Genomic DNA, 26,580 nt, shown 5'->3' with positions numbered 1-26,580 from the left:
AATTTGCAACTATTTTTGAGCAACGGAGCCCGTAGGGATCGTTGGCGACATGAGTCAGTGCGTAGCAACTAGACGAATTTTTTATTGTATTCAAAATAGTTAAAGCATTAATCAAAAAGTAAAATCATATACATATATAGAGCAAGTCAGTTTACAAGGGGGTAAGTTAGATGGATGATAGTAAAAAAGTGAAACTTGCTGATATTTTGGCATCTAAAGGATTGTCAATTAATTATCAGTATGGAGGAAGAGCTCCTGAGGAGATGGTTGATAGAGAGGTAAAGAAAGAACCAACTCCAAGGGCTAAGAGGTTAAGAGATATATTTTATAATACATTATCAACTGCTAATATGGAGTTTCCTTATTGGTATAATCGTAAATTTAACGAGCTTGAAGGTGAGATTGCAGTAGTTAGAAGAGCTCTTGCTTTAAAAGAGGCATTTTCAAGACTTACACCAAACATAATTCCTGGAGAGAAACTTGTTATGCAAAAAACTTATAACTACAGAGGATCTTTCCCTATGCCATGGCTTTCAGAAAGCTTCTTCGTAGCCAAAGAAAGTGAACTATACAAGGCGGCTCTTGAAACAGGAAGTGCAAGTGCTGGAGAACTAAGCGAATTCGGACACGGTGGAGGAAATGTTACAAAGAGCTTTGGAAATGTAGTTTCTATTGCTGGTAAGTTTGGAATGAGAAAAGAAGAAATTCCTGTTCTTTTAAAGGTTGCAAATGAGTGGGTAGGAAGATCGGTTGAAGATTTAGGGCATAAATACGAGAAAATGGTTCCAGATTACAAAGTAAAAGAAAATATAATGAGAAGCTTGGTTTGTATGTTTGACTCAGGATTTACTCTACCTCAAGGAAGAGAAGTAATAAACTATTATTATCCTCTTCAGTATGGATTTGATAAACTTATAGAAATGGCTAAAGAATGTAAGGATGAGGTTGCTGGAAATGCAGATGGAGATGGAGTAACAGGAATGGACAGACTTTATTTCTATGAATCTGTAATTCATGTTATAGAAGGTCTTCAAACTTGGATATTAAATTATTCAAAGCATGCTAGAAGACTTGAAAACATTGCTAAGAATGAAGAAGATAAAAAAGAGTATATGGATATAGCTAACTGCTTAGAAAACATAGCTCATAAAAAGCCATCTACATTCAGAGAAGCACTTCAATTATCATACATCCTACACATTGCAGTTTTAAATGAAGATGCAATATCAGGACTATCAATAGGAAGATTAGGTCAAGTACTATATCCTTGGTACGAGCAAGATATTGAAGCAGGAAAGATAACTAAGGAAGAAGTATTAGAACTTCTAGAATTATATAGAATAAAGATTACATGTATAGATTGTTTTGCATCAACAGGGGTTGTTGGAGGAGTTTTATCAGGAAACACATTTAACAACTTAAGCCTTGGTGGACTTACTCCTGATGGGCAGTCTGCTACTAATGATTTAGAAATGTTAATAGTTGAAGCCGGTATAACATGTTCAACACCTCAGCCTACTTTATCAGTGCTTTACGATGAGAAACTTCCAGAGAAGTTCTTATTAAAATGTGTAGAATGCGATAAAACTGGTGCAGGATATCCAGCTTGGATGAACAATAGAGTTGGAATAGAATTTATGATGAATCAATATTCACCTGAAGGAATGAATATTGAAGAAGCCAGATCTTTTGCAATAGGAGGATGCCTTGAAACATCACCAGGATGCTGGAAAGAACTTGATTTAAATGGCAAGAAATATAAAATACCTGGAGGAGCAGGTCAACCTACGAGTGTTGGAGTTCACTTTATAGCAAATCCTAAGGTATTAGAGTTAGTACTTACTAATGGAGTAGATCATAGAACTGGAATTAAAGTATTTGAACCTCATAATAGAAAGCTTGAAACTTATGAAGAGTTAGTTGATACATTCAAGATGTACTATGAAAAGGCAGTTGACGTTTTAGCTAAAACTAATAATGTACAGCATGATATATGGCGTAAACATAATATGTCTGTTGTAAACTCTTTCTTAAAACCAGATTGTCTATCTAAAGGACAGCATATAGGTAATATGGGATATAGATATAATGCTACATTTAACGTTGAAAGCTGTGGAACAGTAACTATGGTAAACTCATTAGCTGGAATTAAAAAAGTTGTATACGATGATAAGAAGTTTACTATTGAACAGTTAAAGGATGCTATGATAAATAACTTTGGATTCAGGAATGCTCTTGAAACAAGAAATTTCTCAATGGTAGATCAAGAAAAAGTAGATAACAGTGGATCATATGATGACATATATGGAGAATGCTTAATGGCTCCTAAGTATGGTAATGATAATCCTTATGCAGATAGTATTCTTAAGGGGTATGAAGACTGGTTCTGTAAAATGTCAAAGACTGCAATGTCACTTTATGCAAAACCTATGTACGCTTGTCAAATATCAGTTTCAACTCATGGAGCACAAGGAGCTGCAACACTTGCTACAGCTGATGGAAGACTTGCAGGAACAACATATTCAGATGGTTCAATGTCTGCTTACCCTGGAACTGATAAAAATGGGCCTTATGCTTTATTTGAATCAGCTACAGTTTGGGATCATTCAAATTCTCAAAACTCTCAAATGAATATGAAGATACATCCAAGTGCATTAAAAGGAGAGCAGGGAACTAAGCATTTATTAGACCTAACACGCTCATACATGAGAAAAGGTGGATTCCATATACAGTACAATATAGTTGACTCTAAGGTATTAAGAGATGCACAAGAAAATCCTTATAACTATAGAGATCTTATGGTAAGAGTTGCAGGATTTACACAATACTGGTGTGAAATAGGTAAACCTATTCAAGATGAAGTTATTTCAAGAACAGAATATGAAGGAGTGTAGTGATTATGTTAAAACACAATGATTGTTTAAATTTTTCACCTATGGATGCTGCTAAGGGGATTTGTAGAGTAACAGGAAATATGATTAATATAGATTCTGATGTATGTGAAGTATTTGAACTATGTCCTAAGTGTAGAAATTGTTCTAACTTTAAAAACTCTGATAAAGATGAATTAGGAATGTGCACAGGTCTTGATAAAGATAACTGGACATATGGAGATCTAAATGCTGTAACTTGTAATTCACACGAGTTTAAAAAATAATATAGCGAATAAATTGGAAGGATTGATATTAAATGCTAGAGAGCAGAGTAAGTGAAAAGGAAGCAAAACACCTAGGTTATAAGGTAGTTCTTGCATCGTGGCTTGCAGTATTTTGTTTGTTTGGTTATAGAGCTACTTTTTCTGTACTTCAAGGTCCTATGGCAAATGATCTTGGTTGGAGTGCATCTAAACTAACTCTAGGTTATTCACTTATGATGAGCGTTTATGCAGTAACTGCATTCTTTAGTGGAATGATAATAGATAAATGGGGAACTAAGCCCGCGTATTTTTTAGGAGCTATAAGTGGTTCTTTAGGATTTCTGGTAACAAGCTTTGCTAAAACATATATGTCATATTTGATTCCATATGCTGTATTTGCAGGAATAGGAACTGGTATGCTTTGGGTGTCGTCAACAGTATCGGTTAGAAAATGGTATGTAGGTAAGGCGTATGCAACTATGTGGGGAATAGCTTTTATGGGAGCTCCTGTTGCACAGGTTGTACTAAGTCTTGGAGCAAAGCAGGTTCTTGCAACTATGGACTGGAGATTTGCTATGAGAATATTATCTTGTGTAGTATTAATAGCTTTAATAATCGCTACTTTGGTTGCTAAGAAGAACCCTCAATACTACGGACTTAAGCCTTTTGGTATGGACACATTAAAAGCTAAGGATAATAATGTGAATGATAGAGAGTGGAGTATAAAACAGGCCTTCTCTACATTCCCTATATGGGGTTCTATAATAGCATTTTTAACTAGTATGGTTGCAGAATTTTTAGTTTGGACTCAGATTGTAAAGTACTGGATGGCAGATTGTGATTTAACTTTATCTACTGCTACTAATCTTTATGTAGCAATAGGAATAGCTGGAATACTTACAATGCCTTTAATGGGAGTTGTAGCAGATAAGATGGTGACAAAGCTAAACCATGAAACTAAGGGTAGAAAATATATGTTAATATTCGCGCCTCTAATGGGAGTTATAGCTTGTCTTGCTTTAATGACTGGAAAAGGTGCAGTAACTCTTAGTATAGTATCTTGTATAATATTTGCTGTATACTGGGCTATAGAACCTGGTGGAGTTGCAGGATATGCAGCGTCTGTTTATGGAAACAAAACATTTGGAAAGATATGGGGACTATCAACTCTTATAGTTATGGGGATAGGACCTGCACTTGGAAGCTTTATGGGAGCTTATTTATATGACGTATCTGGAAGCTATTATAATTCATTAAAGTTTGCCATGGCATCATTCGCAATATCTGCTATAGTGGCAATGCTTCTTCCATTATCTATAGATAAGGATTAAAGTTAAACTAATCCAGAAGCTATTAAGTTCTTATCTTTATCCTTAAGAGGGTTGAGTTTTAGAACTTTTAGCTTTCGGATAAGTAAAAGTGAGGGATTTGAAATGGAAGAAACGGATAAGGGAATAGTATTTGATATACAGAGTTTCTCAGTACATGACGGACCTGGATGTAGGACTACAGTTTTTATGAGTGGATGTCCTTTAAGATGTGAGTGGTGTGCAAATCCTGAAAGCTGGACTTTAAAGCCTCATATAATGTTTAGCGAAACTAGCTGTAAATATCAAAAAGGATGTAGTATTTGTAAAGATGCATGTCCTCATGGAGGTCTAACATTTGATGATATGCCTAAATTAAACTGGGATATATGCAAAAACTGTGATACATTTGAATGCAGCTCAAAATGCTACTATGATGGATTTAAGGTTTGTGGTAAAGAATACAGTGTTGATGAAATAATGAAAGTACTTACTAGAGACTCTAATTCATGGAGTATTGAAGGGGGAGTTACATTTAGCGGTGGAGAGCCTCTTTTACAAAGTGAATTCTTGATAAAAGTATTAAAAGAATGCAAAAAAAATTATTTCCACACTGCTATTGAAACCACTGCATACAAAGATAATGAAAACTTTTTAAAGGTTATGGAGTATATAGACTTTGCATTTATAGACGTGAAGCATATAAATAGAGATATTCATAGACAAAAAACTGGAGTATATAATGATATTATTTTAAACAATATCAGATATTTAAAACAGAGCGGTTGGAAGGGAAGATTAATCCTTAGAATGCCTGTTATAAGAGATTTTAATGACACATATCAAAATATAACTGATACTATCCAATTCATGAAAGAAAATGATTTGTTTGAAATAAATATACTTCCATTTCATAGACTTGGAGAATCCAAATGGAGACAACTCGGTAAGGAGTATAAATACAAGGATGAAGAGGGAACAGATCCTAAAAAGCTTGAAGAAATACAGGATTTGTTCTTAGAAAATGAGATTGCATGTTATATAGGTTATGACACTGCGTTTTAATAAAAAATGGATAGACTTAAAGTCTATCCATTTTGTTTTGCCATAAGATTCATTTCTTTTTTTAGCATAATACCTGTTATTATAGTTGAAATACCATCTGACATAGGGAAAGTAAGCCATACTCCAAGTAGTGAAGGGGTAATTATTCTAGGTAGAATAATTAGTAATGGAGCGAATAATATTACCTGTCTTAAAGCAGACAATATTAAAGCTGGAATAACCTTCCCTATTGATTGATAAACAGATCCCCCAACTGATTGAATTCCTATAACTGGCATGAATAAAAGTATTATCCTAAGAACCGTAGCAGATTCATCAACTAATTTGGGATCAGTTAAAAATAGTCCCATAAGCTGCTTTGGAAATAACATACCAAATAATACAGAGGTAGTTGCAAATACAGTAGTTCCGATTATAGCATACTTTATAGATTTATTTACTCTATCCATTTGACGGGCTCCATAATTGTAGCCAACGAGTGGTTGAAGTCCTTGAACTATACCGAATAAAGGCATCATTAGAAACATTAATATTTTAAAAGCTGCACCGTAAATTGCAAATGCATCATTTCCACCGTATATTTTAAGAGAGTTATTTAAAAGTATAGCTACAAAGCTACTAGCGATTTGTCTTGCAAAAGATGAAAATCCTATTGAAAATATTTGATTTAATATATTCTTGTTAGGCTTAAAATGATGAGCCTTAGGCTTCATATTTGTTTTGTCGCCTTTTAAATAAAATACTACAAATAAGAATGAGCAGAATTGAGATAAAGCTGTAGCAATAGCAGCCCCCTTAATTCCCATACCAAATCCGAATATAAATATAGGATCTAGTATAGTATTAAGTACAGCACCTATAAGCATTGTAAACATTGCAGCCTTTGCGTTTCCTTCAGCTCTTATAAGTGAGTTAGTAGACATAGAGAATTGGTTAAATAAACTTCCTATTAATATAACGCTTACGTAGTCTTTAGCATAAGGCATTATCTCAGTTGTTGCACCGAACAATAAAAGTATAGGGTCTATGAATATAAGTCCTATAGATACCATTAAAGTACCTAAAACTATATTAGATAAGAATGCATTACCTACTACAGTTTCAGCTTTTTCATAGTTTTTTTCGCCAAGGGCTCTTGAATATACAGACGATGCCCCCATACCTACCATTTGAGCTACTGCTGTTAAAACCATTTGTATTGGAAAGGCTATTGTAAGAGCTCCAAAAGCTAAAGGTCCTGCACCTTTACCTATAAATATACCGTCTATTATATTGTATAGAGCACTTACTAAAAGTCCTATTATAGCTGGTAATGACAATTTAAATAAGGTCTTTTTAATATCACCTGTTTCTAGCATTTGATTACGTTCGTTCACACTTATCACACTCCTTATTCTTTAAATGATTTGCAAGCTTTATGTCTCCAGAGTATTCACATGCATTTATAGTTAATTTTGTCAAAGTTTTGATGAACTGTTCTATTTCATCATCCGATACTCCATCAGTTATTATATCCATCCATTTTACTGATGAATCATATATTTGAGGTTGAACTTTTATAGCTTTTTCTGTTGGATATAATCTATATGCTCTTTTATCATCTGGGTCTACTTCTCTTGTTACATATCCGTTTTCTTCTAGCTTTTTAACACCTCGTGCAATATTTGCTTTATCTATTCTAAGTTTTTTTGCAACATCATCTTGAGTTATCCCTTGATGATGATAAAGACATATCAAAATCATGTATTGACCTTTACCTATTGATAATTCCTTAAATTGGTCATTAAAAAATATTTTACCGTATCTATATAATATAGATATAGATTTGCCTATTACATGTCTATCTTTATGTTTCATTTTGATCTCTCCTTTTAGTTGTTATCGCAACTATTAAATATTAACATAGAATTGTTGCGAATGCAACTAAAGATGTTTAGAAAATTTATTTTATTCAATAAAAAATAATGATAGAAGTAATTATTTTTTGCTAATTGTTTCTACCATTATTTTTATTGTAGAATTTTCTGCTATGATAAAAATTTTATTATTATTTTTTTGAGAATCTTTCTACTTTCTTCCTATTACCACATATTTTCATGGAACACCATTTTCTTCTTCCAGTTTTGTCAACGAATAAAAGAACACATTGTGGATTATAGCACCTTTTTAATTTACAAAATTCATTTTCTGAAATCATATCAATCAAATCTAAAAGGATTATATTTTTAATAGGTTCTCTTTCAATATATTTAGGAAGAATTAGAAATGTAGATCCAATCTTCTTGTATATAAATGGATTATATTGGGAAATTCCCTCTATAAAAGCTGTAAGTGATGTAGACATACTTCCACTATCTATTGAATATATGAGCTCCTTATATAAATAATCTCTAAACTCTATTAATCTAGCAAATTCCTCTTGATTGGTATAAATTTCTTTAATAAATTCCAATTGTTGAGAGTATTTCGGCCCTGTAAGGATTATTTGTTCTATCCAGTTTTGAAAGTCCTCAACACTATTTAGCAATTCTATTATTTTTCCATTTCTTGATATTTTGGTATTAACAAAGTTTAGCGTTAATCTATCTGATACATTCGGAAATTTTTCATTTGCCAAAATAAAACCCCTCCCTATATTCAGCTAAGTTTACTGAAACATTATATCGCAATAAACTAATAATTTACAAGCATAACCCAATCACTTACAAATATAACTAACCTGTTATATGTATGTTGACAGGTTAGTTGTATTTGGTATATAATACCTATCAAAGAAAGGAGATTTGAAAATGAATTTATTTAAGAAAATGATAACTAACAACAGAACTTCGCTTAAGAGTAATGTTAAGTCTGCATTTATTGGTTTTATTGGAGGATTATTGACTATTTTTACTCTCATTATTTTAACAAAATATTCTGTACATACATGGGTAATGGCTCCGTTTGGCGCAAGCTGTGTACTAGCTTTTGGAGTATGGAACGCTCCTCTTTCTCAACCAAGAAATATAATAGGGGGACACTTTGTTTCAACATTTGTTGGTCTTGTTTGTCAGTCCTTATTTGGAGATTCTCCAATAGCAATTGCTTTTGCGGTTGGATTAGCAATAGGACTAATGATTTTGACAAAAACAACTCATCCGCCAGCGGGAGCAGACCCACTGGTAGTTATTATGGGAAATGTAGGATGGAGTTTTCTGTTTACTCCAGTTTTATTGGGCTCTCTTATAGTTGTTATAATTGCATTATTTATCAATAATTTGGATAAAGAAAGAAAATATCCAACCTTTTGGATATAGAAAGAAATAGAATGAAAAATTTATTTGAGTTACTTATTTATTAATATTTCATATTTAAGAGATAGATTAAAAAAATAAACGGCATAAAAATACTTAATATATGAGCGGTATTTTTATGCCATTTATTTTGGGCTTAAATGTATAAAGTTTTTAAAGTAAAGTTTTATATAAACCGTAGAAGAGATTAATTAAAAGTATTAAGACGCTCTTTTGTTACTTCTAAAATACCTCTTTCAGCACTATTTACATTTTGAACTGGAATATCTAAAACATTCATATTTTCATCCATCCAAAGAACCATTTTTTCATTTTCAAAAACGTGGTTTGAAAAAGGAGCTTTATAGAATATTAACTTTCCATCCTTAAAGTAAGAAGAAGATAAGCCATCCATTTTACCCATGTCATCTGCTTCTGTAGCTGTTAATTTCATTGGATTTCCATCTTTACTCCAAAGAGAAAGTGTTTGTTCTTCCCATCCTTCTTTTGTTGCAGGTAACTTTACTTCTTTTTTCTCGTATGTATCTAATTCTTTATCAATCATTTCTACTTGTTCAGCAGCTATTTTATATGGATCTTTAGATTCTTTTTTATTAACTGATTCTTCAACAACTTCATTTGTTGCAGGCTTAGATTCTTGAGTATCTTTTAATTCTTCTTGTTTTGAACATCCCACACTTAATATTAGCCCTAGACTTAGAACTGAACATAATAATAGTTTTTTCATAATACAACCTCCAGTATTGTTTACAATGTTTTGCATATATCAATTATAGTTGTTTTTTTGCTTTATATAGTTACGAAGAGGTTACAAAAAAATTTGAAATTTAATTTGTAAAGAATAAGAATTTGTTAGAAAATAAATGTTTAGTATATAATAACAATAGTACATTTAATTTAAAGGAGTAAATATATGATTGATATACAAAAGGATATATTAAAGAAATATTTCGGATACGATAGATTTAGAAAAGGACAAGAAGAAGTTATAAATAGTATACTTAAAGGGAATGATACGATAGCTATAATGCCTACCGGTGCTGGTAAATCTCTTTGTTATCAGGTTCCTGCAATGGCACTTGAAGGGATAACAGTAGTTATATCTCCACTAATATCCTTGATGAAGGATCAAGTAGATTCACTTAATGAGATGGGAATAAAATCAGCTTATATAAATAGTACTTTATCAAGTATGGAGATAACAGAAATACTATTTGATGCTAAGGACGAAGAGTACAAGCTTATTTATGTTGCGCCAGAGAGACTTAATTCAAGTGAGTTTTTGAACTTTTTAGATGAAGCAGATATATCATTAATAGCGGTGGATGAGGCACACTGTGTATCTCAATGGGGACATGATTTTAGACCGAGCTATACTAGAATTAGTCAAACTATACAGAAGTTAGATAAAAGACCTATAGTCTGTGCTTTTACAGCAACTGCTACAAATGAAGTTAAAAATGATATAAAAAACCTATTAAAGCTGAAAAATCCAAACGAGTACATAAGTGGGTTTGATAGAGAAAACTTGACGTTTTCTGTGATAAGAGGAGAAAATACTAAAAAATTTATATCTGACTTTGTTGAAAATAATAAAGAACAAACTGGGATCATATACACATCTACAAGAAAAGAAGCAGAATCTATATATGAATTATTAATTGACAAAGATTATAAAGCAGGAATATATCATGCAGGTCTTGCAGATGAACAAAGAACTAAGATGCAGGAGGATTTTTCATACGACAATATAGATGTAATTGTTGCAACTAATGCATTTGGTATGGGAATAGATAAGTCTAATGTTAGATATGTAATACACAACAACATGCCAAAAAATATGGAAAGTTATTATCAAGAGGCTGGGCGTGCAGGTCGTGATGGAGAAAAAAGTGAATGTATACTTTTATTCAATCCAAAAGATATTCAGACACAAAAATTCTTTATAGAAGAAACTATATACAATATTGATAGAAAAGAATATGAATATAAAAGACTTCAAGATATGATAGATTACTGCCATACGTCAAATTGCTTGAGAAAATATATATTAGAGTACTTCGGTGAGGAAAATATAGAAGATAAGTGTGGGAACTGTAGTGTATGTAATGACAATGAAGAAAAAGAAGATATAACGGTACTTGCTCAAAAGATAATTTCTTGTGTCTATAGAATGAAGGAAAGATACGGGTCTATACTTATTGCACAAGTTTTAAGAGGTTCTAAAAATCAAAAATTATTGAACTTTGGGCTAGATAAATTAAGCACTTATGCGATAGTAAAGGAATATACAGTAAAGGAAATACAAGAAATAATAAACAAGTTAATAGCAGATGATTATCTTGTATTGTCTCAAGGACAGTATCCAGTTGTTAAAATGAACAACAAATCCATAGAGGTTTTAAAGGGAAATGAAAACGTATTTATGAAGATAAACAAGAAAGTTAAGAAAATATCTAAGACTGACAACGATCTATTTGATATATTAAAAGAATTTAGAAAAGAAATATCAACAAGAGAAAATATACCTCCATATATAGTTTTTTCAGATGCATCTCTAAAGGAAATGAGTGTTTACATGCCTGAAAATGAAGAAGAATTTTTAACTATAAAAGGGGTCGGGCAATCAAAGCTTGAAAAGTATGGAGAAATATTTATAGATAAAATAAATGAGTACAGAAAAAATAATAATATAGGAACTAGAGAAACAAAGCAAGAAAAAGAAAATAAAAAAGAAAAAATAAAAAGCCATGTAATAACGCTTAATATGTACAATGAAAACAAGACTGTAGAGGAAATTGCAAATGAAAGAGATATAGCAGAGACAACTGTAAAGGAGCATCTGTTTAGATGTGCAATAGAGGGAATGGAAGTAGATTTAGATGAATTACTTCCTGATGAATACGAAAGACAAATAGAAGAAGCAGTAAACAGAGTAGGGTATAATGCTTTAAAACCTATAAAAGAAAATCTGCCAGATGAAATAAGTTATTTTCATATAAAAGTGTTTTTGCATAAAGTTAAAGGATAATATTGGAAAAATATATTTAATATGGTATTATTATAATGCTTTAAATCAAAGGGGGAATAGATATGAACAATGATAAAAGCCTTATAGATACCAATATTAATATACAAGATGAAGTAGACTCTAAGATTAGCTTAGCTCACAAAATAAAAATTGTAATCTTATCAGTTTTATTAGGAATTTTATTTAGATATTTTTATAGTTGGGATAGTATAGGGATATCTGAAATGATATTTGCATCTTTATTCACTTTAGCTTGTGTGTATTCAGCTAAAGATAAGATTAATTTGAAGAATAAATTTAGTAACTTAATCCTTTTTTTTATATTTATAATGTGCTTGAACTTTTGTATTTACAATAATAGATTAATAAGATTTTTTAATTTCTTTTTAGTACCTATAGCTATAAGTGATTATGTCATAACTATAAGATATCAAAATATAGATTGTATGAGATTAAGAGTTATAAGAGACATTAGGAAAAGACTCTTAAATTTTCCATTTAATAATATGAAAAAGATATTTTCTTTTTCGAAGCAAGCTGTAAATATTGATAAAGTAAAAACTAAAAATGATAATATAAAAAATATATTAGTAGGAGTTGCAGTATCAGTACCTCTTTTAATAATCATAATATCACTTTTGGCATCTGCTGATATGATGTTTGACTATTATATAAGAAATATAAAAGATTTATATGAATTTATATATGAAAAGATTAATTTGGTAGATATAGTCTGGGATATTATAATGATAATATTCTTTTCGATGTATTGTTTTGGATACATATGGAGCCTTAAATATGAGTATAAAGAAGATGAAATTAAAGAGGATTATAAATGGATTAATCCCATAACTATTTTGACAATACTGTTTTTACTATGCTTCATATATTTATTATTTTCAATAATTCAATCATCATATCTATATGGAGGGAATAAACATGTTCTTCCTAGTGGATTTTCTTATTCAAAGTATGCAAGAAAAGGCTTCTTTGAGCTTTTAACAGTTGCTTTAATAAACTTTTCAATACTCACACTTAGTATTAAAAACGTAAAAGTAACGTCTGATAAAATAAATAAAATTTTAAATATATTCTATACTATACTTTTAGTGTTCACAGGAAATATGCTTTTTTCATCAAACTACAAATTAAGAATATATGAACACGCACTTGGATTCACAAGACTTAGAATTTATGTTCATATATTTTTGTTCACATTATCTATAATTTTAGTATTCGGACTAATAAAGATTTGGAATAAGAATTTTAATGTATTTAAGTTTTCTTTAATATCTATAATGGTTATTTATATGGCAGTTAATTGTGTCAACATAGATAAAATGATAGTAAATAAAAATATACAAAGATACACTGAAACAGGAAAATTAGATAAAGAATATATACAAAGTCTTTCATATGATTCTATAGATGCTATAGAGAAAAATAAAGATAAGCTGGGTCAAGAAATTGTGAAAGATTATATGGAAAGAAAAAAAGAGTATTTGAAAGAATCCTATGATCATTGGTATGAGTATAATTATTATAAATCCAAGTTCTTAAACACTAATATATAACAAGAGAGTAATTGTCTTAACAAAAGAAGGATACCTAAGAACGAAATTGTTCTTTAGTATCCTTTACTAGTTTAATTATGTCTTTATACGCTTTTTGGCTACCTTTTAGAACAATAGGTCTTCCAAATGAAACTAAATGAAGTCTTCTAGATGAGAAGCCTCCTATTTTCATAGGTATATTTACTGTAGGCATAGTATCTATGAGTAATAGGTCATTTGAATTTTTATTATTTATAGAATATGTGCTTTTTACTGTGTTTAAAACTAAATTTTTATTAAATTGTCTACCTAAGGTATATACTTCATTTCCAAATTCATCTATACCTCTTAAAAACAAAGTTCCCATATCTTTTTTTTGCAGAGTATCAAAACATCCAATATTCATTATTTCATCTGCGTTAGGTACTCTATCACTAGGAAGTATGTTTAAGTGAATAGTGGAAGCAATTGCAGAAGAATGTGTACCTCCAACACAATGATATATTATCTTCATTATTTAACTCCTTTAATTGTATTTATTAAGCTTTTAATAGTATATCCGAGTATTTGTTTTAATATTTAAATACATAAAAAATTTATTTTCTATAGAGAAATTTTTGCAAAAAAATAGGGCTTATTATGCCCGTGTGGAAATTAAAATGCTTTTAGAAATTAATCAAGTGGTGTTTACCCTTATAGTTTAGAACATTAATTTTAAGTTTATGTTGACTCTATGTAAAATTTATATTAATTAAAAAGTATTGACTTAAGCTTAATAAGCATTTATAATGAATCTTAATTCATATTAAATGAATTCAAGTTCATAAAATTAGTTTCATGCTAACGCATGAATCATATCGCCAACAAGCTCTACGGGCTTCGTTGCTTAAAAATAGTTGAAAGAGTAGATATATAATCAATTTTATACAGATATTCAAAATTATATACTCATTAGTAAGTAAAGAGAGGGGTGCAGTATATGCCTAAAATTATAAAAAATTTAGACATGAAAATATTTGATAGTGCGATAAAGTTATTTAGTGAACACGGATATAAAAAAGTAGATATGAAGATGATAGCTAAAGAAACTAAAATAGCTGTTGGGACTTTATACAACTATTATCCAAATAAGAAGAAGTTATACACTGAGGTAATCACAAAGAGTTGGGAGTCTACTTTAAAAAAGGTAGATTCTATAATGGATAAAGATATAGAAAGTAAAGAAAAGATAAAACAAATTATAACTACACTGTATGAAGAAATTATGAAAAGACAGGGGATAGGTCGAGAGCTTATAAAGGAGAATGTAGTTGAAGATAATATATTTTTAGAAATCAAAGAAAAACTATTAAATGATATTCAAAGTATTATAAGAGATATAAATAATGAGCAGGGTATAAAGTTTGATGATAGTATGCAAAAAAAATTAGCTCAAACTATATTAGTTCTTATAATAACTTTTATAAATGAAGAGAGTAATGAAAAAGATGAAAATATAAAGTTTATAATAGAACTTTTAGAGTGTACTTATAAATAATACATCAATGAAGGGAGATGTTAAGATGGAAAGCAGAGAGCAAAGAGCAAAAATGATGGGAGAAGCTGATGTTAGAAAAGTTCTAACTAAATTAGCTATTCCAGGAATAATAGCTATGCTTATAAATGCAGTTTATAATATAGTAGACACAATGTTTGTTGGGATGCTAAATAATACTAGTGCAATAGCAGCTGTATCAGTGGTATTCCCTATGTTTATGTTAATAGCAGCTATAGGTCAGATGTTTGGAGTAGGAGCAGGTTCTTATATATCTAGATTACTAGGAGAAAAGAATAAAGAACAAGCTGATAAGACTACTACAACTACATTTGTAACGAGTATTATATTCAGTTTTGTATTTACTGTATTTAGTTTAATGTTTTTAGTTCCACTTCTTAGAGCTTTTGGAGCAACCGATACTATAATGCTATTTGCTGAGGATTATGCGAAAATACTTATAATAGGTTCGGCATTTACTATTGTAAATATGGTTCTTAACAATATGATAAGAGCTGAGGGAAATGCAAAGTTTAGTATGATAGCTATAAGTATAGGAGCACTTGCAAATATAGCACTTGATCCTATTTTAATGTTCACATTTGATATGGGAATAAAAGGAGCTGCTCTTGCGACTGTATTAGGTCAAGGTCTATCTTTTATATATCTTATAAAGTATTTCGTATCTGGTAAAAGCTTTATAAAGATAAATATGAGGCATTTTGCACCATCAAAATTCATGTATTCTGAGATACTTAAAATAGGGGCTGCAACATTTGCGAGACAAGCACTTGCAAGTGTATCACTAGGACTTATAAATGTTGCTGCTAAACCATATGGAGATGCTGCAGTTGCATCTATGGGAGTAAGTCTTAGAGTATTCTCATTAGGAATTTATGTAGTATTTGGATATAATCAAGGATTTCAGCCAATAGCAGGTTATAACTACGGAGCTAAAAAATATTCTAGACTGTTTGAGGCTATTAAGATATCTCTTAGAACTACTACTATATTTACTACTATTATGACAGTAGTATTTATGGTATTTGCAAAACCTATAATATCAGTGTTTACTAATGATCCAGAAGTTATAATGATAGGAGCTAGAACTTTAAGAGTTATAAGTTTATTATTCCCGTTATTTGGATTCCAACAAGTTTATGCATCTCTTTTTCAATCACTTGGAAAAGGTAAAGAAGCTTTCTTATTATCTGCTTCAAGACAGGGGATATTCTTAATACCTGCTATATTAATATTGCCTAAGTTTATTGAACTTGATGGGGTAATATTTAGTCAAGTTGTAGCAGATTTTTTCACTATAATAGTGACGTATATACTTTCAAGAAAACTTCTTAATAAATTAAAAAATGAAGATGTAAATTTAAAAACAAGCTAAAAAAGTCATGAGATTAATCTCATGGCTTTTTTTACTCTATAGGAAACTATATGATTTTCAAATTGTGGATAACATTGATGAAGAACTACACTTGCAACTATTTTTGAGCAACGGAGCCCGTAGGGGTCGTTGGCGACATGAGTCAGTGCGTAGCGACTAGACGAATTTTTTATTAAAAGAAAATAATGGGAATTATATATATATTAATGGGAATTATATATATTAATGGAATTTATAAAAATAAAAGAAGGAGATAAACATATGAACGAATCTCTTACAAATAGACAAATTGCTTTTATTATCTTTGGAATAGTAGTAGGGTATGGTGTTTTGGGTCTTCCTAAAAATGTTGTAGAAAATACAGGTACAGGAGGATGGTTTACATTATTAATGGCTACAGCAATAACCGCTGTTTTCACATATATAATTACATACCTTGGATATGTCCATAAAAATAAAACAATATATGAGTATAGCAATATATTAATTGGAAAATTTATCACATCTATATTCATGATTATATATATTATATATTATTTTATGCTTTTTACTACGGTTATAAGAATGGCTAGTGAAGCTATTAAGCTTACTATATTAATAAAGACTCCTGTATGGGCATTATGCTTGTTATTTCTTTTGGTGGTATATTATGCAGTGATAAAAAGACTAGAAGTAATTGCAAGAATTTGTGAAATCTATGGTTTGATTATTATCATAGGATATATAATCATACATTCAGCGATATTAACCCAAGGGAAATTAATTAATTTAAGACCTTTTTTCGTTGTTGCAGATATATCGGCATATTTAAAAGCAACTCTAGTTACTATATTCCCTTTTTTAGGAATAGAAATACTTACGATTATATCTTTTAATAAAAAAAAGAACAATAGACGAGTATTTAAATATACAGCACTTATGGTAGGGTTTATAGGAATTCTATATATACTTATTGTAGAATCATGCCTTTCTATTATGGGAGTTGATGGTATTATTAATTACAAAGATGCCTTATTTGCTACAATAAGAAGAGTTGATATCAAAAACCTTCAATTTTTAGAAAGAATAGATGGTATTTTTCTAATTGTATGGATTATGGGAATGTTTTGTACAGCTTCTATAGAGGCTTACGGTGCGACCTTTCTTATTAACAAATACTTCAAAAATATTCATTTTAATATTCTTGCATTTATTGTAATTTTCTCATCTTTTATTGTAGGTCAGGTTCCTAAGACGATTGGTGAGGTGGAAAAAATAATGGATTATCTTAGTTATGGTACGTTAATAACAGCAGGATTAATACCAATTATATTATTTTTAATTACGAAGGTGAAAAAATATGATAAGAAGATTAAGTAAATTATTGATTATAAGTATGTCTGTTTTGTTATTAACAAGTTGTTGGGATTCCGAAGATATTAATAAAAAAAGTATTGCCATTAGTATTGGAGTCGATTATGTTAATGATAATATTGAGTTTTCTGGTGAAATAGCTAAGCTGACATCATCATCTAAAGATACAGAAAAGGCTAAAACATCAGATGTATATAAAATGCTATCTTATGGTAAAACCTTTGAAGAAGCTAGAGTAAACTATGATTCTGTAAATCCTTTTTCTGTATTTTTAGGTGCTACAAGGGTTGTTGTCCTTGGACAAAACTATGCAAAAAAAGGCATAGAACCTTATTTAAATAGGATTGACCATTTATATGATTATAGAAAAACCCTTCTAGCGGTAGTAAGTCGAGAACCTCCAAAAGATTTATTTAACACAAAAATAGAAAAAGATATATCAGTAGGTTTTTTAATAGAGGATATTATTGAACATGTTTCCAGTAAGGGAGAAGGATTATATCCAGTAACAGGAGAACTTCTTTCTGATATTGAGTTAGGGAAAATAGGCTACTTACTTCCATATGTAGGAATAGAAAAAGGATCTGTAAAATACTTAGGTCTTGCAGTTATGAAAAATTCAAAATTAGTAGGAGTTATTAATATAGAAGATACACGTGGAGTAATATATTTATTAGCAGAAAAACCGAAAATTGTTCAAATTACAAATAACACTAATAGTGATAAAAATAAAGTTTCTATTCAAACATTTGTTAAGAATAGAAAGATTAAATCAGATTATGTAAATGGACAAGTTAATATCAATATTGATTTAGATTTAAAAGCACAGTTGCGATATCAATATTATACAGAGCCAATAAGTGATAAAGATAACAAGCAATTAGAAAATATTATATCAGAAAAAGCTAAAAATGACATCAAATATATTATAAAAAGAGCACAGAAGGAATTTAAGTGTGATATTTTTGAATTTGCAAAATATTTTAGAGCTGACAATCTTGAAATTTATGAAAAAATAGATTGGGAAGATGCCTTTACAAATGCAAATATAAACGTGAATGTTAATACTAAAATTGTAAATAAAAGTTTAAGAGACCCCAATGCAAAAAAGAAATATTAAAGGATTGATAATATGATTAAGAAAAATAAGTTTGTAGATAAAATGAAAGAATTTAATGATTCGGACATAGGAATCTCAACAAGAAAACTATCAATTATGGATATAGAAGTATTTATACTATATATCCAACAGATTACAGACAAAGACAGGCTATCAAATGATATTATAAAACCTATATTGCAAAATGGAAGAAATGAAATTCTCAGTATAGATAAAATAGCAAATTCGGTTATTTATATAGATGATATTTCTACTGATGATGATGAAAATAAGATGCTCGATTACCTTTTAGGAGGAAAATCTGTTATATTCATATCTAATGAAGAAAAATATATAATAGCAAACACTATTAAGATTGAAAAAAGAGGAATCGAACCACCCGTTATAGATACTACATTAAGGGGATCTAAGGATTCTTTTACTGAAAATTTTAATGATAATATGTCATTGATACGATATAGAATAAAGGATAAGACTCTGAGAATAGATCATTTTACTATTGGAAAAAGAACAAAAACCAATGTTGCTTTAATTTATATGAAAGATATTGCAAACAAAAAACATGTTAGTGAAGCAAAAAAGAAATTAGAAGCTATAGATATAGACGGCGTTTTAGAATCAGGATATATTCAAAAATTTATTTTAAATGATGCTTTTAACCTGTTTCCACAGGTGGGCATTGTAGAAAGATCAGACACAGCATGTGCAAATATACTTGAAGGCAAGCTTATTATTATTGTAGAGGGTAGTAATCTAGCCTTAGTTATGCCAAAAACCCTTATTGAATTTCTAGATGTTGGTGAAGATCATTACGATAATATATATTTAGGAATGTTTTCTAAATCATTGAGAATAATAGCTCTTTTAATATCTTTAACATTATCTTCCTTGTATGTTGCCGTAGTTAGCTTTCACCCTGATATACTTCCACCACAATATATTTTAGCAATAGCAAGTTCTAGAGTAACAGTTCCATTTAATGCATTTATAGAAGCAACATTAATGGAATTTGTAGCTGAAATATTACGGGAAGCGAGTATAAGACTTCCAAAACAAATAGGTCCAGCTATTGGTATTGTGGGTGCCATTGTTATTGGCCAAGCAGCAGTTGCTGCAGGCCTTGTTAGTCCTCTTATGGTTATTATGGTAGCACTATCTATTATGTGTTCTTTTGTGGCACCTGATTATACCATTATGAATCCAATTCGAATATTGAAGTTTTTTATGATTTTAATAACAGGTATATTTGGATTGTTTGGATTTGTTATGGGATTTACACTTATTGCGATTAATTTATGCTCTATTACAACCTTTGGAGTACCATATGTTGCTCCTATGTCTCCTTTTAATTTTACAGATTTAAAAAATTATATTTTAAGCGATATAACTTTAGCTAAAAAGAGACCTAAATATTTAAATACACATGATAAGACAAGACAAGGATAGAGATATGTTTTTATAAAAACATATCTCTATTATTATCTGAATTAAGTTTCACTTTATATCATCAAATAAGTTTCTAAATACTTCAATAGGTTGAGCACCTGAAACGATATGTTCGTCATTTATAATAAAGGTTGGAGTGCTATGGATATTCATTTGATTAGCCTTAATTGCATATTTTTTTAGTTTAGATTTAAATTTTTTTTCTTTGATAGCATTGTATAAATCCTTATCATCTATACCTGATTTTCTACCTAATTCAATCAAAGTATCAATATTTCCAATGTTTTTAGAGTCTTTAAAATAAGCATCCATTAAAAGTTTATGATATTCTTCATGTTTACCAATACTTCTTGCATACTCTGCTGTCTGTAAGGCATTATTAGAATTAGGCATAAAATCTAATTTTCCAAATTCAACACCATACTTTGCAGCTGATTGTTTTAGATTTTCTTTCATACCTTTAAAGTTATCAGCACCAAATCTTTTGATTAGGTCAACTCCCTCTATTGGTGTCTCAGGGTGAATCTCTAAGCCTAACCACTCTTCCTTAATTGTATATTCTTTCTTTAGTCGATCGACAATACCCATGCCGACATAGCAAAATGGTCAAATATAATCTGAAAAAATTTTAATTTCAATTGTCATATTAATACCTCCTATTTCTCAAATGCTATACTAGTAATATATTCGTGTTTTTTTAACTCACCAGTATTTTCTTTTTTCATACTGACATTGTAACCTAATTCTTCAGCAGCAAATACTATATGACTTATTCCAATACCTATATCAATTTTATTCATTGTATAAAGTATCTTTTTATTGAGAGCATTTTTCCAATTAAGGTAAATATGCCAAGTATTACCTTCGCTTACAACTCGCCATGGCTGAGAATTAACAGCAGAAGGTGCGATATTCAAAGCTTCAATAATTGGAACATGTATATCATAGATATCCCCTGACACAAACTCTTCAATTTTTAATCTTTTTCTATTTGTAATAAAACTAAACTCAGTTTCTGGATATCCAAAAGCAATTAAAATAATATAAGATTGATTATTTTTTACATTAGCAATACGACTAAAAATTTTTTGATCGATAGGGCTGCCTAGCCAGCAAGTAGCAATTCCTAATTCAGTCATTCTTAAAACGATCTGCTCTCCTATAAATCCAATATTTTCAAGATATCCTTCTTTTGTTTCAGAGGTAAAAGCTAAATAGTGTGGAGCTTTTACTTTTGCATACAATTTAGCGATTCCTGTGAAAGTTTGTTTAATCTTTTCACCATCTTCAAATACAATAACATCCATATCCGTTTCTTTATGAAGAGGTTTAGCTTGTGTAATAAATTGTGCAATCTTTTCAAAATCTTTCTTAGATACTGGTTTTTCTTGATATTTTCTTATAGATTTTCTAGATTTCATAGCGTTTATAATAATTATTATAATCCCCCTTTTACATGATAGTTTATACCCGCATATAAAAAAATATAACTTTTATAGCATTTGAAATTATAAAAAAGTTCTTATAAGAAGAACGTTAAATGTAAACTTGTCTGAAACTCATAACGGAAGTTATATTTATCTACAGTTTGAATAGGAATATAATTTCCTGCTCGTTATAAAAAATTTATTATATAAAGAGGTAAAAAGAGGAGAGATTAGAAACTATATAGTATAAAGGATAAATATATTCTATAAAAACTAGGGGGTATAAATGAAAAAATCATATTTGAATGAAAAAAAATCATCTATTGTTATTTCAATAGTATCAACCAAGTCTAATACAGGAAAGACCACACTTATAGAAAAATTGATAAGTATGTTAAAAGATAGAGGATATAGTGTAGGTGCTCTAAAGCATGATGCTCATAAGTTTGATATAGATAAAAAAGGCAAGGATTCATATCGTTTTTCTCATGCGGGAGCTGATAATGTAGTTATAGCATCATCTGAAAAAATGGCTATGATTAAAATTTTAAATGAAGAACCAAGTATAGAAGATATGCTTAAACTATTTGAACAAGATATTGTAATAATGGAGGGATTTAAAAATAACAAATATCCTAAGATAGAAGTTCATAGAAAAGGTGTAGATGATAATTTGCTTTGTAACAATCCTATATATCATATAGATACATTTGTGGCTGTTGCAAGTGATGAAGATTTAGATATAGATATTGATGTTTTAGATTTGAATAATATACCTAGTATATGTGATTATATAGAAAAAAATATAATAAAAAGGGGATAGGCTTATGGATAAAACTATAAAATATGATGCTGTAAAAATTGAAGAAAATAAAAATATATTCTGTGAAGAAGAATTAGTTTGTGAATATCCACTCAATATTTATGTGAATCAAAAAAAGATGGCTACACTTTTGTGTACTCCTGATAAGCTTAAAGAATTGGCATTCGGTTTTTTAAGAACAGAACAGATAATACATGAAAAAGAAGATATACAATCTATTGAACTAGATAAAGTCAAAGGATATATAAAAATACAACTTAAAAATGATATATCCATTAAAAGCTTTCAATCTAAGAAATTAAACATGCAAAATAATGATAATAATTGTATTAATGACTTTTTAGATTCAATAAACTGCGAGTCAGTAACTAGTGATATTAAGTTAAAACAAAATAAAGTGTACGAATTTATGAAAAAAAATTTAACATACTCAGATATATTTAAAAAAACAGGAGGAGTTCATTGTGTAGCGCTTTGTGATAAAGAGGGTGTACTTATTATAAATGAGGATGTGGCCCGACATAATGCTGTCGATAAGGTAATAGGAGATGCTTTTTTAAATGATATATATTTAAAAGACAAAATAATAGTATTAAGTGGGAGAGTATCTCTTGAGATGATTTTAAAATCTGCTAAGATGCAAATACCAATTATAATATCAAAGTCAGCACCAACTAATTTATCTGTAAAACTTGCTAAGAAATTAGGGATTACATTAGTTGGATTCGTAAGAGGAGAAAAAATGAATATATATGCAAATGAAAGTAGAATTATCTAAACTCATAAAAAAACTAGATTTCGTACAAACGCAATCTAGTTTTTTATGTTTCTTATCCTCTTAAAGTTGCAATTATTCTAGTTGGTTTTAATATCAAATCAAGCGCATCTTCAATTTTCTTACATAAAATATCTGCTTTCATTAAGGATTTAGCTGAACAACCCTCTTCTCCCATTACTATCATTGATATGCTACTTGCTTCAAACATTTGTCCATCATTAAATCCATTTCCAATACATATAGAATTTTCTGATCCAAGTTTTTCTACAATTTCTCTTTTGTTTTTTGCAGCATTTGAGTTATCAAATATTTGTATTTCAATAGGCATATCAGCACATTGAGTTCTTACAGTACCATGGGTATCAGCAGTTACTAAATGTACTCTTATTCCTGCTTTATTAATAGCCTCTATTCTCTTCTTTACTGATGGTATAACTTTACCATCACAAGCTATAGTTCCATTATAGTCTAATAAAAGATTTTTAATCTTTATGATTCCTCTTCCTGGTATATTAATTTCCATTATAAAAATCTCCTTATGTTTAGTTTATATATGTATTTCATTATACCATGTGTTTTTAAAATATATCTTTTATACACTAAGAGTTATAAAATAAATATTGCATTTTTTATTATAATACCATAATATAGAATAAAATAACTATAAAAGGAGGATATTAAAATGATGTATTGTTGCTGTTGTTGTTTTAAAAATATAACAAAATTTAAGATAACAGCAGACCTGTGTCAATTTTAATATTTTATAGTTTAATATACTTATATTCAAGTTCATTAAAAACAAACTACAGGTTAGTTTTTAGTTTTTCTTTATTTTAAGAGAAGCTATAACTTTTCTGTAGTTTTTTTATATTAAAAAATAAAAGGAGGCAATGAAATGAACTTAAGAATTTATAATACCTTAACAAAAATAAAGGAAAAATTTATATCTATAGAAGATGGAAAAGTGAAAATGTATACTTGCGGGCCAACTGTATATAATTTTGCTCATATTGGAAATTTAAGAACTTATATATTTGAAGATATATTAAAAAGAGTTCTTGAATATGGAGGATATGAAGTCAAACATGTAATGAATATAACTGATGTAGGACACTTACAATCAGATGCAGATACTGGCGAGGATAAAATGAAAATGGGGGCTGAGAGAGAACATAAAAGTGTATTAGAAGTAGCTAGATTTTATGAAGATGCATTTATTAAAGACTTAAAAAAATTAAATATAAAGCCTGCAACAGTAGTACCTAGAGCTACAGAACATATTGAAGATATTATAAATTTAATAAAGACTCTAGAAGAAAAGGGATATACTTATATAGCTAATAAAAATGTATATTTTTCAATAGATATGTTTGAAGGTTACTATAAACTAACAAATTTAACGTCGAAAGAACTTCAAGCAGGTAGTAGAGTAGATGTAGATCCATTTAAAAGAAATCCACTAGATTTTGTATTATGGTTTGGAAACTCTAAGTATGAAAACCATATATTACAATGGGACTCTCCTTGGGGAGTTGGATTTCCAGGATGGCACATAGAATGCTCATCTATGGCTATAAAGTATTTAGGAGAGTATATGGATATTCATTGTGGAGGTGTAGATCACATACCAGTACATCATACTAATGAAATAGCTCAATCAGAAGGTGCTCTTGGTCATAAATGGGTAAATTACTGGATGCATGGCGAGTTTCTAATATTAGATAATGGAAAAATGTCTAAATCAAAGGGCGAATTTTTAACTTTAGATAAGTTAATAAAAAGAGGATTTGATCCATTAGTGTATAGATATTATGTACTTCAATCTAAATATAGAAAACCTTTAACCTTTAGTTATGAAAGATTAGAAGAATCAAAAAAATCTTTAACAGCTTTAAAATACAAAATAAATTCTATAATCAACAACATAGATGAATACACATCAAAAGATGAATATAAGATCAAAAAATATAAAGATGAATTTAATAAATATATAAATGATGATTTAAATTTAGCTAATGGATTTACTGTATTATTCAATGTTGTAAAAGATGATGATTTAAATAGCTTAGAAAAGAAGGTTTTAATAGAAGATTTTGATAAAGTATTTGGATTGGATTTTACAAAAATTAATAAAGAAAATAAAAATATAAGCGAAAGTAAAGTAAATTTGGTAGAAAAACTCTTGAAAGAAAGAGAAGAATCTAGAAAAAACAAAGATTGGGAGAAATCAGATAAAATAAGAAAGCTCCTATTAGAAATGGATATAGAAATTCTAGACACTAGACAAGGTACTAGATGGAATATTAAGGAATAAAGAACTTTAGATGTAAAAAGTAGAGAGTAGAATTTCAAACTAACAAAGTATTACTCTCTACTTGTTTTAATTTATATATAGCTTACTTGTTTATATAGACGACTTTTGTGTTTTGCTGTCTTTTCTTACGTATATAAACCAATATGCAACTCCTACAAAGACAGCTCCTCCAATTATATTTCCTAAAGTTACTGGAACTAAGTTGTTTATTATGAAACTTTTCCAGTTAAGTGCATTTAATGCTTCTTCTGACAGGTGAGAGGCGTGTGCATAGTGAGGATTTGATTTTGCAAGTATTCCAGCTGCTATATAATACATATTAGCTACGCTATGTTCAAATCCTGAGGTTATGAATAACCATATAGGGAAGAATACTCCTAATATTTTACCTGTTATATCTTTAGCAGAATAAGCAAGCCATACTGCAATGCATACAAGCCAGTTACACATAATTCCTAAGAAAAATGCATTTGTAAAAGATAAAGATACTTTATAAGATGCTATTTTTATAGTCGCACCAGCTAACATATTACCTCCCATATGAAGTTGTCCAGACTTAACAATCATATATGCAACTAAAAGTGATCCTACAAAATTTCCTAAATAAACTAAAGTCCAATTTGTAAGCATATCTTTTAATTTAACTTTCTTTTCAAGAACGGCCATTATTATAAGTGTATTACCTGTGAAAAGATCAGCTCCTGCTATAAGAACCATCATAAGACCAGTTCCGAATAAAGCACCTGCCATGGCCTTTCCAAGTCCATAAGTTTCAGGCTTTGCCCAAAGTCCATAAGCTGAGACGTTAGATCCTTCAGCAGCGAATGCTATGAATACTCCTGCTAATATACCTAATAAAAATTGAATGCAATATTTTTTACTTACTTTTTTAATTCCCGTATCAATAGTATAAGAGGCTATCTCATACGGTGTTAGATAATTTTTATTATTCATAAAAAACTCCTTTCAAATCATATTTAAAATAAGAATTACTCTATAAATTA

At 29.5% G+C, this 26,580-nt stretch carries 23 protein-coding genes and 1 pseudogene; 15 read left to right on the top strand and 9 right to left on the bottom strand.

Translation table 11 applies throughout. The features are described 5' to 3' along the window. Positions 1–170 precede the first annotated feature (170 nt). From hpdB to hpdA, 4 genes are all read left to right on the top strand, one after another. Complete coding sequence (gene hpdB, locus M2214_RS14620; RefSeq protein ID WP_248480334.1) at positions 171–2,894, top strand: 4-hydroxyphenylacetate decarboxylase large subunit; 2,724 nt, start codon at positions 171–173, stop codon at positions 2,892–2,894. A gap of 5 nt (positions 2,895–2,899) precedes the next feature. Beyond that, positions 2,900–3,157 carry a 4-hydroxyphenylacetate decarboxylase small subunit gene (hpdC, locus tag M2214_RS14615; RefSeq protein ID WP_248480332.1) on the top strand — a complete coding sequence of 86 codons (258 nt, stop codon included), beginning with the start codon at positions 2,900–2,902 and terminating at the stop codon, positions 3,155–3,157. Positions 3,158–3,189: 32 nt separating this feature from the next. Continuing rightward, a complete protein-coding gene (locus tag M2214_RS14610) occupies positions 3,190–4,467 on the top strand; it encodes an MFS transporter (protein ID WP_248480331.1) in 1,278 nt (425 codons plus the stop codon). A gap of 102 nt (positions 4,468–4,569) precedes the next feature. Next, positions 4,570–5,508: a 4-hydroxyphenylacetate decarboxylase activase gene (gene hpdA, locus M2214_RS14605; protein WP_248480329.1), complete on the top strand. Its 939-nt coding sequence runs from the start codon at positions 4,570–4,572 to the stop codon at positions 5,506–5,508. Between the two features lie 23 nt (positions 5,509–5,531). Here the strand turns inward: hpdA and M2214_RS14600 are convergent, their stop codons facing one another. The 3 genes from M2214_RS14600 to M2214_RS14590 all read right to left on the bottom strand — a co-directional run bounded on the left by M2214_RS14600 (position 5,532) and on the right by M2214_RS14590 (position 8,125). Further along, positions 5,532–6,884 carry an MATE family efflux transporter gene (locus M2214_RS14600; protein ID WP_248480327.1) on the bottom strand — a complete coding sequence of 451 codons (1,353 nt, stop codon included), beginning with the start codon at positions 6,882–6,884 and terminating at the stop codon, positions 5,532–5,534. Further along, complete coding sequence (locus M2214_RS14595; protein WP_248480325.1) at positions 6,871–7,365, bottom strand: MarR family winged helix-turn-helix transcriptional regulator; 495 nt, start codon at positions 7,363–7,365, stop codon at positions 6,871–6,873. The genes M2214_RS14600 and M2214_RS14595 overlap by 14 nt, the downstream gene beginning before the upstream one ends. A 190-nt stretch (positions 7,366–7,555) precedes the next feature. Then, a complete protein-coding gene (locus M2214_RS14590; protein WP_248480323.1) occupies positions 7,556–8,125 on the bottom strand; it encodes a CGNR zinc finger domain-containing protein in 570 nt (189 codons plus the stop codon). A gap of 172 nt (positions 8,126–8,297) precedes the next feature. Here M2214_RS14590 and M2214_RS14585 point away from each other — a divergent pair, with 172 nt between their 5' ends. Continuing rightward, entirely contained in the window at positions 8,298–8,804 is a 507-nt protein-coding gene (locus M2214_RS14585) for an HPP family protein (RefSeq protein WP_248480316.1), read from the top strand. Between the two features lie 184 nt (positions 8,805–8,988). Here the strand turns inward: M2214_RS14585 and M2214_RS14580 are convergent, their stop codons facing one another. Continuing rightward, positions 8,989–9,528 carry a hypothetical protein gene (locus tag M2214_RS14580; protein ID WP_248480314.1) on the bottom strand — a complete coding sequence of 180 codons (540 nt, stop codon included), beginning with the start codon at positions 9,526–9,528 and terminating at the stop codon, positions 8,989–8,991. 186 nt (positions 9,529–9,714) lie between these two features. Between M2214_RS14580 and recQ the strand changes: the two genes are divergently transcribed. Both recQ and M2214_RS14570 read left to right on the top strand, forming a co-directional pair. Next, on the top strand, positions 9,715–11,832 hold the full coding sequence (gene recQ, locus M2214_RS14575) for a DNA helicase RecQ (RefSeq protein ID WP_248480312.1): 2,118 nt from the start codon (positions 9,715–9,717) through the stop codon (positions 11,830–11,832). 62 nt (positions 11,833–11,894) lie between these two features. Next, positions 11,895–13,406, top strand: coding sequence for a DUF4153 domain-containing protein (locus M2214_RS14570; protein ID WP_248480310.1), 1,512 nt, complete (start codon positions 11,895–11,897; stop codon positions 13,404–13,406). Positions 13,407–13,440: 34 nt separating this feature from the next. Here M2214_RS14570 and M2214_RS14565 read toward each other — a convergent pair whose 3' ends face one another. Beyond that, positions 13,441–13,899, bottom strand: coding sequence for a DUF3189 family protein (locus M2214_RS14565; protein ID WP_248480308.1), 459 nt, complete (start codon positions 13,897–13,899; stop codon positions 13,441–13,443). 465 nt (positions 13,900–14,364) lie between these two features. On the opposite strand from M2214_RS14565, the gene M2214_RS14560 reads away from it, so the two are divergent. The 5 genes from M2214_RS14560 to M2214_RS14540 all read left to right on the top strand — a co-directional run bounded on the left by M2214_RS14560 (position 14,365) and on the right by M2214_RS14540 (position 20,234). Further along, positions 14,365–14,922, top strand: coding sequence for a TetR/AcrR family transcriptional regulator (locus M2214_RS14560; protein ID WP_248480306.1), 558 nt, complete (start codon positions 14,365–14,367; stop codon positions 14,920–14,922). A 25-nt stretch (positions 14,923–14,947) separates the two neighbouring features. Next, complete coding sequence (locus M2214_RS14555; protein ID WP_248480304.1) at positions 14,948–16,315, top strand: MATE family efflux transporter; 1,368 nt, start codon at positions 14,948–14,950, stop codon at positions 16,313–16,315. A 225-nt stretch (positions 16,316–16,540) separates the two neighbouring features. Continuing rightward, complete coding sequence (locus M2214_RS14550) at positions 16,541–17,674, top strand: GerAB/ArcD/ProY family transporter (protein WP_248480302.1); 1,134 nt, start codon at positions 16,541–16,543, stop codon at positions 17,672–17,674. Further along, a complete protein-coding gene (locus tag M2214_RS14545) occupies positions 17,655–18,788 on the top strand; it encodes a Ger(x)C family spore germination protein (RefSeq protein WP_248480300.1) in 1,134 nt (377 codons plus the stop codon). Before M2214_RS14550 ends, M2214_RS14545 begins: the two co-directional genes overlap by 20 nt. A gap of 12 nt (positions 18,789–18,800) precedes the next feature. Then, on the top strand, positions 18,801–20,234 hold the full coding sequence (locus tag M2214_RS14540; protein ID WP_248480298.1) for a spore germination protein: 1,434 nt from the start codon (positions 18,801–18,803) through the stop codon (positions 20,232–20,234). 48 nt (positions 20,235–20,282) lie between these two features. Here the strand turns inward: M2214_RS14540 and M2214_RS14535 are convergent. Together M2214_RS14535 and M2214_RS14530 are read right to left on the bottom strand one after the other, a co-directional pair. Then, positions 20,283–20,828, bottom strand: a pseudogene (locus M2214_RS14535) (DsbA family oxidoreductase); the annotation flags it as partial. Positions 20,829–20,890: 62 nt separating this feature from the next. Then, positions 20,891–21,655 carry a nitroreductase family protein gene (locus M2214_RS14530; protein WP_248480294.1) on the bottom strand — a complete coding sequence of 255 codons (765 nt, stop codon included), beginning with the start codon at positions 21,653–21,655 and terminating at the stop codon, positions 20,891–20,893. A 292-nt stretch (positions 21,656–21,947) separates the two neighbouring features. Between M2214_RS14530 and mobB the strand changes: the two genes are divergently transcribed. Beyond that, positions 21,948–22,484: a molybdopterin-guanine dinucleotide biosynthesis protein B gene (gene mobB / locus M2214_RS14525; protein ID WP_248480293.1), complete on the top strand. Its 537-nt coding sequence runs from the start codon at positions 21,948–21,950 to the stop codon at positions 22,482–22,484. Positions 22,485–22,488: 4 nt separating this feature from the next. Then, the gene (fdhD, locus tag M2214_RS14520; RefSeq protein ID WP_248480292.1) at positions 22,489–23,262 is read left to right on the top strand and encodes a formate dehydrogenase accessory sulfurtransferase FdhD; all 774 of its coding nucleotides are present in this window, start codon (positions 22,489–22,491) and stop codon (positions 23,260–23,262) included. A gap of 52 nt (positions 23,263–23,314) precedes the next feature. On the opposite strand, the gene M2214_RS14515 is transcribed toward fdhD, so the two are convergent. Next, positions 23,315–23,785: an HAD family hydrolase gene (locus M2214_RS14515; protein WP_248480283.1), complete on the bottom strand. Its 471-nt coding sequence runs from the start codon at positions 23,783–23,785 to the stop codon at positions 23,315–23,317. A gap of 372 nt (positions 23,786–24,157) precedes the next feature. Here M2214_RS14515 and cysS point away from each other — a divergent pair, with 372 nt between their 5' ends. Next, the gene (gene cysS, locus M2214_RS14510) at positions 24,158–25,576 is read left to right on the top strand and encodes a cysteine--tRNA ligase (protein ID WP_248480280.1); all 1,419 of its coding nucleotides are present in this window, start codon (positions 24,158–24,160) and stop codon (positions 25,574–25,576) included. Positions 25,577–25,666: 90 nt separating this feature from the next. Here the strand turns inward: cysS and M2214_RS14505 are convergent, their stop codons facing one another. Further along, the gene (locus M2214_RS14505) at positions 25,667–26,530 is read right to left on the bottom strand and encodes a formate/nitrite transporter family protein (RefSeq protein ID WP_248480278.1); all 864 of its coding nucleotides are present in this window, start codon (positions 26,528–26,530) and stop codon (positions 25,667–25,669) included. Positions 26,531–26,580: the final 50 nt, after the last annotated feature.

Origin of the sequence: Tepidibacter aestuarii (assembly GCF_934924865.1) — a bacterium.
GTDB lineage: Bacteria > Bacillota > Clostridia > Peptostreptococcales > Peptostreptococcaceae > Tepidibacter_A > Tepidibacter_A aestuarii.
This window is presented reverse-complemented; position numbering and strand designations above follow the sequence as displayed.

Excerpts from the sequence above, each read along its gene's own strand:
- hpdB (WP_248480334.1), top strand. The coding sequence starts at position 171 with ATGGATGATAGTAAAAAAGTGAAACTTGCTGATATTTTGGCATCTAAA.
- hpdC (WP_248480332.1), top strand. The coding sequence starts at position 2,900 with ATGTTAAAACACAATGATTGTTTAAATTTTTCACCTATGGATGCTGCT.
- M2214_RS14610 (WP_248480331.1), top strand. The coding sequence starts at position 3,190 with ATGCTAGAGAGCAGAGTAAGTGAAAAGGAAGCAAAACACCTAGGTTAT.
- hpdA (WP_248480329.1), top strand. The coding sequence starts at position 4,570 with ATGGAAGAAACGGATAAGGGAATAGTATTTGATATACAGAGTTTCTCA.
- M2214_RS14595 (WP_248480325.1), bottom strand. The coding sequence starts at position 7,365 with ATGAAACATAAAGATAGACATGTAATAGGCAAATCTATATCTATATTA.
- M2214_RS14585 (WP_248480316.1), top strand. The coding sequence starts at position 8,298 with ATGAATTTATTTAAGAAAATGATAACTAACAACAGAACTTCGCTTAAG.
- M2214_RS14580 (WP_248480314.1), bottom strand. The coding sequence starts at position 9,528 with ATGAAAAAACTATTATTATGTTCAGTTCTAAGTCTAGGGCTAATATTA.
- recQ (WP_248480312.1), top strand. The coding sequence starts at position 9,715 with ATGATTGATATACAAAAGGATATATTAAAGAAATATTTCGGATACGAT.
- M2214_RS14570 (WP_248480310.1), top strand. The coding sequence starts at position 11,895 with ATGAACAATGATAAAAGCCTTATAGATACCAATATTAATATACAAGAT.
- M2214_RS14565 (WP_248480308.1), bottom strand. The coding sequence starts at position 13,899 with ATGAAGATAATATATCATTGTGTTGGAGGTACACATTCTTCTGCAATT.
- M2214_RS14560 (WP_248480306.1), top strand. The coding sequence starts at position 14,365 with ATGCCTAAAATTATAAAAAATTTAGACATGAAAATATTTGATAGTGCG.
- M2214_RS14555 (WP_248480304.1), top strand. The coding sequence starts at position 14,948 with ATGGAAAGCAGAGAGCAAAGAGCAAAAATGATGGGAGAAGCTGATGTT.
- M2214_RS14550 (WP_248480302.1), top strand. The coding sequence starts at position 16,541 with ATGGAATTTATAAAAATAAAAGAAGGAGATAAACATATGAACGAATCT.
- M2214_RS14545 (WP_248480300.1), top strand. The coding sequence starts at position 17,655 with ATGATAAGAAGATTAAGTAAATTATTGATTATAAGTATGTCTGTTTTG.
- M2214_RS14540 (WP_248480298.1), top strand. The coding sequence starts at position 18,801 with ATGATTAAGAAAAATAAGTTTGTAGATAAAATGAAAGAATTTAATGAT.
- M2214_RS14530 (WP_248480294.1), bottom strand. The coding sequence starts at position 21,655 with ATGAAATCTAGAAAATCTATAAGAAAATATCAAGAAAAACCAGTATCT.
- mobB (WP_248480293.1), top strand. The coding sequence starts at position 21,948 with ATGAAAAAATCATATTTGAATGAAAAAAAATCATCTATTGTTATTTCA.
- fdhD (WP_248480292.1), top strand. The coding sequence starts at position 22,489 with ATGGATAAAACTATAAAATATGATGCTGTAAAAATTGAAGAAAATAAA.
- M2214_RS14515 (WP_248480283.1), bottom strand. The coding sequence starts at position 23,785 with ATGGAAATTAATATACCAGGAAGAGGAATCATAAAGATTAAAAATCTT.
- cysS (WP_248480280.1), top strand. The coding sequence starts at position 24,158 with ATGAACTTAAGAATTTATAATACCTTAACAAAAATAAAGGAAAAATTT.
- M2214_RS14505 (WP_248480278.1), bottom strand. The coding sequence starts at position 26,530 with ATGAATAATAAAAATTATCTAACACCGTATGAGATAGCCTCTTATACT.